Raw genomic sequence first — 6,794 nt, forward strand, 5'->3', positions numbered from 1 at the left:
CACCGCAGATGATTCCCGTCCTGGAAGAGATCCGCGTGCCCCGGCGGGATGGCGGACGACCACGCACCCGGCCCGACCATGTCGGGGGCGATAAGGCGTACTCGTCCCGCCGCAACCGGCGTCACCTGCGCAGACGACAGATCAAGCACACCATCCCCGAACGGAGAGACCAGCGGGCCAATCGTCGGCGCCGCGGCAGCCAAGGCGGCCGGCCCTCAGGCTTCGACAAGACGCTCTATCGTCGCCGCAACGAAGTCGAGCGGACCATCAACCGGCTCAAGAACTTCCGAGCCGTTGCGACACGCTTCGACAAGCGCGCGTATGTCTTCCACGGGACGGTCACCGTGGCTGCCATCCGGCTATGGCTCCGTCCGCAGTGAGACGTCCCGTTCAGAGCGCCTCGGCGTCCGGGTAGTGGTGGCGGAGGTCGCTGAGTACGCGTTCGTCGACAGCCCTGACATCCCACGAGGAACTGTCGAACTCGGTCAGAACCACCATCAGTTCATCCCCGGCGAACCCACGTGCTTCGGCGTCGATCAGCTGTATGAAGGGGGTCGTCAACGACAACAGCGTCAACGTGTCTATCCCCACGTCAGCGGACCTTGTCTCCATCTCGGCACAGCGAGGATCAACGATCTCATCGAATTCGACGCGCCAGGTCAGGGCCAGGCCGAAGCTGCCGAGGCGAACCAGTAGCTCAGCCAGGGTCACGTAGTGCTCTCCGTGCCAGGCACGAAACCGGATCCCCTTCATCCCCGCCTCTACTGCGGCTATATCGCGCGACATGTGGCCCCCTCCATCCAGCGAACACTAAGCCACATCCTGATCAGCTCACACGACCCATCGGACACGGCCTAGGCGTCAGGCATGTCCGTGAAATAGGTGTCGTGTCTCACCTGGAAGGCCTTGGCTTCTTCGCGGCTGCGTTCCGCGTACTCTGCGGCCTTCTCGAAGTACTCCTCGCGCGGCGCACCCGGCGAGAAGATCATCAGCATGGACAGCGGCTCCTCTGTGTCGTTCTGGAAGGCATGCAGCCCACCGGCGGGCACGTAAAGGAAGTCTCCCTCTCCGCCCCTGATCCAGCGTTCGCCGTTGTAGAACTGGACCTCGCCGGAGAGCACGTAGAACGACTCCGAGATCGCCCGGTGGAAGTGCTCTTTAGCGCCAATGGTCTTCGGTCCCACGTCGACCTTGTACAGGCCGTACTCGCCGCCGGTGGTCTCCTCGGTGGCCACGTAGTTGATGTTGGTGGCGCCAATGAAACCGGTGTCAGGCTCCTCGGCCGCGGGTCGGTACTTCGCGCTGATCTCGCCCTTGTCACTGAGGTAGCGAGGGTCGGGGTACGACACGGTGGTTCCTTTCGTGAGGGCGGGTTTGACGCCGCGACGGGATTCTTCAGAGAAGGCGGTTGGGTAGAGGCGGTGACACGCCTGTCGGTGGAGTTATCGCAGGTGGGCGTGCTGGGCCGAATGGGCGTGGTGATCGCCCGGTCCGTGGTGCGGCCGGTCGCTCAGCTGAGGATGAGCATGGTTGCCAGGGCCGGGCCGAGGGCTCCGCCCATGAGGTAGGCGAGTTGGAACAGGCCGATGGCGGTGGGGCGCTGGCGGTCAGGAAGGGAGGAGGCGGCGGCCATGGACTGGGTGGCGTTCGCACTGGTCGCGGTGAAGACGGCCATGCCGATCACGACGAACAGGACGATCGCGCTGTGGGCGAAGACCGCCGCGATGGCGGCGAGTGCCCCGACCCCGAGCAGGAGCGTTCGTACCTTCCCCTGCCCCAGGCGGCCGGAGACGGCGGCGAAGGCGAAGGTGAGCACGGACCCGGTGATCATGGCGATCATCTGGCCGACCGCGACCGACCCAGTCGACCAGCCGGCCCGGTCGATGACCAGTTGGGGAATCCCGAACAGCAGCGTGAAGTACAGCACCGACAGGACGATGGCGATCAGCACCGAGCCACGGAAGAGCCGAGAGCGCAGCGCGGCCTGGGGCACATAGCCGTCCGGGCGGCACCGGATGTGCAAGGCCAGGAGACCGGCAGCGAGGGCCGCCACAACCAGGGCCGGCAGCGGGTTCGACGGCAGCAGAACCAGGCCGCTGGACAAAACAGCGAGCAGGAGTGCACCACGGGCGTCGAAACGGCCCTCGGTCGTGACAGGCGCCTTGTCGGTGTGGCGGCTGACGGCGGGAACAGCCAGGAGGGTGACGATCAGGATGGACAGGGCCGCCCGCCACGAGACCATGTCGGCGAGGCGTTCACCGAGCGGCGGCCCGACGCCTCCGAGGATGCCGGATCCGGCGCTGATGACGCCCATGCGGCGGGCGGTGCCGGCGAGGTTCATGGCGATGGCCATCACCCCCGCGCCACCTGCGGCCTGGCCGGCTCGGCCGACGAGAGTGAGCGGCAGCCACGGCGAGACGGCCACGATCGCGGTGCCGGCGGCGACGAAGGCCGCGCTGGTCCACAGCGCCGCGCGCGTGCCGCGCCGTCGCACCAGGGTGGCGATCAGCGGGGTCGCGACGGCCAGCGCCAGGGCGAACACGGTGACGAGCCAGGAGGCGGTGGCCTTGGTGATGCCGAGGGAGCGGCTCATGTCGCCGAGGATGAGGACGGCGGCGTTGTTGGCGGCGGCGACCGGCGTGGCGAGCAGTGCCAGCCACAGGACGGGCACGCGGCGGGTGGGTTCGATAAGGGGGGTTGGGGTTTTGGTGGCGGCCGGTCCGGGGGTGGGGGACATGACTCTTCCTGTGCCGGTGGGCAATGGGAGGGAAAAGGGTGAGCGGAGGGGCGAATCAGCCCGGGCTCGGCCGGTGGTGGCGGCCCCGGGGGTCCCTGATGTGGGCGGGAGGCGAGCGGCCGGCGCGGCGCATGGGCCGTGCCTGGCCTGTCCACCTCGTACAGGGATGCGGTCAGCTCGCGGTGACGGCGTCCAGCATCCGGGGCGCGTCGCCATCGAAGTCGATCCACGGGTTGTCGCCCAGCGACTCGGTGACCGCGGCCTCGGCGTTCGGGTCCTCGTAGCGCATGACGAACTTCTCGGGGCCGTGGGCATAGGCCACGATCAGGCCGTGCTCGGCGTCCAGGAACGCACCGTGGGGGCGCTTGCCGGGGTAGCTGATGCGCCACGCCTGGTCGCCGTTCTCCATGGCGGGCACCGTGAGCTTGACGACCACGCCGTCGGGGAGCCGGTAGAACCACGTCATCGGGCCGCCCGACACGACGGTCATGACCTCGTCGATGCCGACGCCGTCGTCGGTGGTGTTGACGTGGAGGCGGCCGAAGCGTGCCTGCACGAAGTGCTTGGCGGCGGCGTCCATGGCCTGCATGTCGTAGACCTTCGGGTACGGCGCGACCCCGTGCTCGGAGGTGTTCAGGTGGCCGCCTTCAGGGGCCTCGGGCGTGCGGCCGGCGAGCTGGACATGCGCCAGCAGATCGCTGCGGTGCAGGGCGAACAGGGAGGTCAGCTCGGCCTGCTCGTCCTCCGAAAGCGCCCGGGTCCTGGACACCTCCACGATCGGGCCAGCCTGGTCGGGAACGGGAGTCCGGCTGGCGTGGACGCCCACGGCGCGCAGTACCTCGTTTACGGCCTCGATGCCGGTGGTGGCCGGCCGTCCGTCGATGTAGGAGAGCGTCAGGTCGCCGTGCTGTGCCTTGGTCATGTCATGTCCTGGGTGCGGGGCGGCAGGTCGATACGAATGCGACCGGTGCCGCGGGATGGGTTCGCAGGACCAGGTCGGTCCTGGCCGCGATCCGCCTTCCAAAGAGAGGGCGTCGCGACAACGTCGATCGTCCTGCATTCATCCTGCTAATGGAAATGACTCGTCTGCATCTACTACATTCGCCAAATGCATGATGCTGGACCTACCCTGGCTGCATGGAAGAGCTCCACCGGATCGACCTCAATCTGCTGCTGACGCTGCACGCCCTGCTGACCGAGAAGCACGTCACGCGCGCCGCCCTGCGACTGCACAAGAGCCAGCCAGCCGTCAGTCACGCGCTCGCGCAGCTGCGGACCCGATTCGATGACCCGCTCCTGGTACGCGACGGCGGCCGGATGGTCCTCACGACACGCGCCCAGGCGCTCATCCAGCCACTCGACGACGCACTCACCCGGCTGAACGGGCTGCTCGGCGCACCCGACTTCGACCCGGCCCAGGCCCGAGGCCTCTTCCGGCTCTCGCTCTCGGACTACGCCGCGCGCATCGTGCTGCCCTCGCTGGTGCGGCAGGTACGCCAGGAAGCACCAGGGATCGACCTGGCCGTCAGCCAGGCCAGCCGGCAGGCGATGCTCGCCCAGCTCGCGGACGGCGAGATCGACATTGCGCTGGGTATCTTCCCCGACCCGCCCCCGGACATCGTCGTGCGAGACCTGTTCCAGGAGGGGTTCGTGAGCATTGCCGACCAAGAGGCCCTGCCCGCGAACGGTGAACTAGCCCTGGAGGACTGGCTGGAGCGGCCGCACGTCATGCTGGCGCTGCGACCCGACGCCCGCGACGAGATCGAGCTGGCGCTCGCGGCCCAGGGCCTGCGCAGGAGACTGGCCGTGACCCTGCCGCACTGGAGCGCCGCACTGCGGCTGGTGGAGGGCACCGACCTCATCCTCACCGTCGCGGGCCGGGCGGTGGAATCCCTCGAACAGCACCCCCGGCTGAGGACGTTCACCCCGCCCCTGGACCTGCCCACCTTCGCCTACCAACAGGCATGGCACACTCGGCGCGAGGACGACCCGGCACACCACTGGATGCGCGCCGCAGTGGCGCAGTGCAGTGAGTGCCGCACAGCCTGACCAGGCAGCTTGGGTCATGTGCGGCGGTTGTGCCCTACGCGAGACCGGCTCGTCAACGATTCGCCGGGGTTCTTTCTTGATCTTGGCTGAGCGGAGCCATCGGTAGGTGGACCTGCTGATGTTGCCGGGCGAGCGCCATCGGCGCGTCTGAGCCGAACCTATGGAACTCTCGATGGTGCTGATCTCACCTGGAGCGGGACCATCGCCATCCCGGTGGACCGTACCGCCGATGTACTCCCGCCCCATCCAGGGGATGCAACAGCTACATCCGTCACATGGCGTGATCGTTGAGCACGATAGTTGGCGGACGGCGCCAACTAGCACCCGCAGTCACAGGCGTTGTGACTGAGCGTCCTGCTTGGCCCGTGAGCATTTCAGTTGGCCAGTTGTGCGCTCAGCGGGGTTGCAACCTGTACCCAGGTACAGGTTTACCGTCGAAGGTGTCCCCACCTGCGGGGCGTGATGACGGGAGTGAGCGCGATGAGTGATCTTGCGTGGGTGCCGCAGTCGTGCACCCTGCCCACCGAGGAGCGGCCCCTGCGGGTCGCCGAGTGGGATGCGCTGTTCGCCGAGCGGCTGACCTCGCTGTCCCGGCAGCATCGGCTCCACCTGCGCCTTGACCTGGCCGGCGGACAAGGCGTGGAGGACCGGGTCCGTGACCTGGTGCAGCGCGAGAGCGGCTGCTGCTCGTTCTTCACCTTCACCACCACCCCCGGCCAGGGCCTGATCCGGCTGGACATCTCCGCGGATCAGGCGCACGAGCCGGTTCTGAATGCCCTCGCCGCCCGGACCGCTGCCGCTGGGGAGCAGCGGTGAGCACGGGCCTGCGTAGCGGGCAGGTCGCCGAGGCGGCCGGAGTGAACATTCAGACGCTGCGCTACTACGAGCGGCGTGGCCTGCTGGCCGAGCCGGAACGCAGCAACGGCGGTCACCGCCTCTACAGCGGGGAAGCGGTGACAGCGCTGCGGGTGATCAAGGCCGCCCAGCGGCTCGGGTTCACGCTGGAGGAGGTCGCCGAGCTACTGGAGGCCGGCCGCCACCGGCACGGCCGCCCCGTGGCGGGGCTCCAGGACCGTGCCGCGGCCAAGCTCGCCGAGGTCGACGCGAAGATCTCCGATCTGACCACCATCCGCACCGCCTTGGCCGCCGCCGTGGAGGCGGGTTGCGACGACCTGACCGTGTGCGCCTCAAACACCTGCTGCCCCATCCCCTTCACTGACCTCGCCGAGGAGAACCGCGATGCCGGCCTCTGCTGCTGACCCCCGCCCCCACCTCGCCCCGAAGGTATTGGGGGGCCTGGCCGCCCTGGCCTGCGTGGCGTGCTGCGCGCTGCCCGTCCTGATCACGGCCGGGGTCGTGGGAGTCGGCGCCGGGGCGGTGGTTGGCTGGCTACCCGCCCTCGCCGTCGTCCTGGCCGTGCTCGCCGCCGGAACCTGGTGGCTCGGCCAGCGCCGCCGTTCCTGTTCCTGCCTCCCGAAGACCGCAGGTGGGGATGGGTGCGGCTGCAAGGCGTCCGCCGACCCGTTGAAGATCACCGGCGCGGGCCGCCAGTAGGGTCGGCCGGTATGACTGTCGCTCGTTCCGTTGCCCTGTTCGTCGTCGCCGCCCTGTCGAGATCGGCGGCGCCTGGCTGGTCTGGCAGGGCATCCGCGAGCACAAGGGATGGATCTGGATCGGCGCCGGCGTCATCGCGCTGGGCCTGTACGGGGTGGTGGCGACATTCCAGTCCGACGACAACTTCGGCCGCATCCTCGCCGCGTACGGCGGGTTCTTCGTCGCGGGATCGATCGCCTGGGGCATGGTCGCCGACGGCTACCGACCCGACCGCTACGACGTCATCGGCGCCCTGGTCTGCGTTGCGGGCATGGCCGTGATCATGTATGTTCCCCGCTCGCACTGACTCTGCCTTAGGTCCTGTCTGGAGTTCGGATCACGATTCGGTGGATCGTCTGCGCACCGAGGCCCGGTCTTGATAGATCGTCAGTCATGGCGCGAGGCGATCTCACCG

Annotated in this window: 9 protein-coding genes and 1 pseudogene; 6 read left to right on the top strand and 4 right to left on the bottom strand. The window is 68.4% G+C overall.

All coding sequences use genetic code 11. The annotated features are described in order from the left end of the window. Nucleotides 1-380 (top strand): transposase (locus tag ACZ7M3_RS52465; protein WP_472073876.1); only part of this gene is annotated, 380 nt, incomplete at its 5' end. A gap of 10 nt (nucleotides 381-390) precedes the next feature. Here the strand turns inward: ACZ7M3_RS52465 and ACZ7M3_RS52470 are convergent. The 4 genes from ACZ7M3_RS52470 to ACZ7M3_RS52485 form a co-directional block, all read right to left on the bottom strand. Next, the gene (locus ACZ7M3_RS52470) at nucleotides 391-786 is read right to left on the bottom strand and encodes a hypothetical protein (protein ID WP_472073878.1); all 396 of its coding nucleotides are present in this window, start codon (nucleotides 784-786) and stop codon (nucleotides 391-393) included. 68 nt (nucleotides 787-854) lie between these two features. Beyond that, nucleotides 855-1,349 carry a cupin domain-containing protein gene (locus ACZ7M3_RS52475; RefSeq protein ID WP_472073880.1) on the bottom strand — a complete coding sequence of 165 codons (495 nt, stop codon included), beginning with the start codon at nucleotides 1,347-1,349 and terminating at the stop codon, nucleotides 855-857. Nucleotides 1,350-1,510: 161 nt separating this feature from the next. Next, nucleotides 1,511-2,737 carry an MFS transporter gene (locus ACZ7M3_RS52480; protein ID WP_472073882.1) on the bottom strand — a complete coding sequence of 409 codons (1,227 nt, stop codon included), beginning with the start codon at nucleotides 2,735-2,737 and terminating at the stop codon, nucleotides 1,511-1,513. A gap of 172 nt (nucleotides 2,738-2,909) precedes the next feature. Then, nucleotides 2,910-3,659 carry a hypothetical protein gene (locus tag ACZ7M3_RS52485; protein ID WP_472073884.1) on the bottom strand — a complete coding sequence of 250 codons (750 nt, stop codon included), beginning with the start codon at nucleotides 3,657-3,659 and terminating at the stop codon, nucleotides 2,910-2,912. Nucleotides 3,660-3,874: 215 nt separating this feature from the next. Here ACZ7M3_RS52485 and ACZ7M3_RS52490 point away from each other — a divergent pair, with 215 nt between their 5' ends. The 5 genes and pseudogenes from ACZ7M3_RS52490 (at nucleotide 3,875) to ACZ7M3_RS52510 (ending at nucleotide 6,686) form a co-directional block, all read left to right on the top strand. Continuing rightward, a complete protein-coding gene (locus ACZ7M3_RS52490) occupies nucleotides 3,875-4,786 on the top strand; it encodes a LysR family transcriptional regulator (protein ID WP_472073886.1) in 912 nt (303 codons plus the stop codon). A gap of 480 nt (nucleotides 4,787-5,266) precedes the next feature. Next, the gene (locus tag ACZ7M3_RS52495) at nucleotides 5,267-5,602 is read left to right on the top strand and encodes a hypothetical protein (protein ID WP_472073888.1); all 336 of its coding nucleotides are present in this window, start codon (nucleotides 5,267-5,269) and stop codon (nucleotides 5,600-5,602) included. After that, a complete protein-coding gene (locus ACZ7M3_RS52500; RefSeq protein ID WP_472073890.1) occupies nucleotides 5,599-6,045 on the top strand; it encodes a MerR family transcriptional regulator in 447 nt (148 codons plus the stop codon). The genes ACZ7M3_RS52495 and ACZ7M3_RS52500 overlap by 4 nt, the downstream gene beginning before the upstream one ends. Continuing rightward, on the top strand, nucleotides 6,026-6,340 hold the full coding sequence (locus tag ACZ7M3_RS52505) for a hypothetical protein (RefSeq protein WP_472073892.1): 315 nt from the start codon (nucleotides 6,026-6,028) through the stop codon (nucleotides 6,338-6,340). The genes ACZ7M3_RS52500 and ACZ7M3_RS52505 overlap by 20 nt, the downstream gene beginning before the upstream one ends. Before the next feature lie 11 nt (nucleotides 6,341-6,351). Continuing rightward, a pseudogene (locus ACZ7M3_RS52510) lies at nucleotides 6,352-6,686 on the top strand (YnfA family protein). The last annotated feature ends 108 nt before the right edge of the window (nucleotides 6,687-6,794 follow it).

The organism is Streptomyces sp. NPDC111656 (assembly GCF_055656965.1).

Coding starts and splice junctions, on each gene's coding strand:
- ACZ7M3_RS52495 (WP_472073888.1), top strand. CDS start 5,267: ATGAGTGATCTTGCGTGGGTGCCGCAGTCGTGCACCCTGCCCACCGAG.
- ACZ7M3_RS52480 (WP_472073882.1), bottom strand. CDS start 2,737: ATGTCCCCCACCCCCGGACCGGCCGCCACCAAAACCCCAACCCCCCTT.
- ACZ7M3_RS52505 (WP_472073892.1), top strand. CDS start 6,026: ATGCCGGCCTCTGCTGCTGACCCCCGCCCCCACCTCGCCCCGAAGGTA.
- ACZ7M3_RS52485 (WP_472073884.1), bottom strand. CDS start 3,659: ATGACCAAGGCACAGCACGGCGACCTGACGCTCTCCTACATCGACGGA.
- ACZ7M3_RS52470 (WP_472073878.1), bottom strand. CDS start 786: ATGTCGCGCGATATAGCCGCAGTAGAGGCGGGGATGAAGGGGATCCGG.
- ACZ7M3_RS52490 (WP_472073886.1), top strand. CDS start 3,875: ATGGAAGAGCTCCACCGGATCGACCTCAATCTGCTGCTGACGCTGCAC.